Source organism: Bacillus sp. LR--39 (assembly GCF_053613335.1).
On the sequence record NZ_JBSIOT010001359.1, the window covers coordinates 1 to 564 of the forward strand.

Consider the following 564-nt stretch of genomic DNA (forward strand, 5'->3'; position numbering starts at 1 on the left):
GCCTTGAACGGAGATTATCAATCCGCAGATGAAATGAAAAAGGATATGCTAGACGCGGGGCAAAAAGCAGCACAAAGAAAACAGCCTATAAAAGCATCACCGCAGCCTGCCACACGACAAAGACAGCAAAAACCGCGCCAAGGAAAAATAACGAAGACGCGATATACCCCAAAACAGAAACCGGCTAAGTCGGGGGGGTTATTTGAAACAACGCTGATCGTGATCAGTGTTTTAGCGCTTTATTTCGCCTATATTATCTTTTTCTTAATCTGAATGGTGCAAACTGCAGAGCCTATGCTTCTTCTTTGCTTGGAGGGGTTGAAAGTGTTAGGATATGAATATCTTTAAAATACCTGCTCATTGTGAGGAGGACATTGTGAAAAGTGTCAAAGATTTTTTAAACAAACACAATCTTACGTTAAAAGGGGCGACAATCATTGTAGGCGTTTCCGGCGGTCCGGACTCAATGGCTCTTCTTCAGGCGTTGCATACGTTATGCGGCCGTTCAGCGATTGTTATTGCAGCTCACGTTGACCATCGGTTCAGAGGTGCGGAATCCGAGGA

At 44.7% G+C, this 564-nt stretch carries 1 protein-coding gene and 1 pseudogene; both read left to right on the forward strand.

What is annotated here, in order from left to right; all coding sequences use genetic code 11:
- A pseudogene (gene prkT, locus ACWHAR_RS30475) lies at positions 1–273 on the forward strand (serine/threonine protein kinase PrkT); the annotation flags it as partial.
- 103 nt (positions 274–376) lie between these two features.
- Positions 377–564, forward strand: a 188-nt coding sequence (locus ACWHAR_RS30480; protein WP_452088860.1) for an ATP-binding protein, incomplete at its 3' end; no start/stop codon positions are given.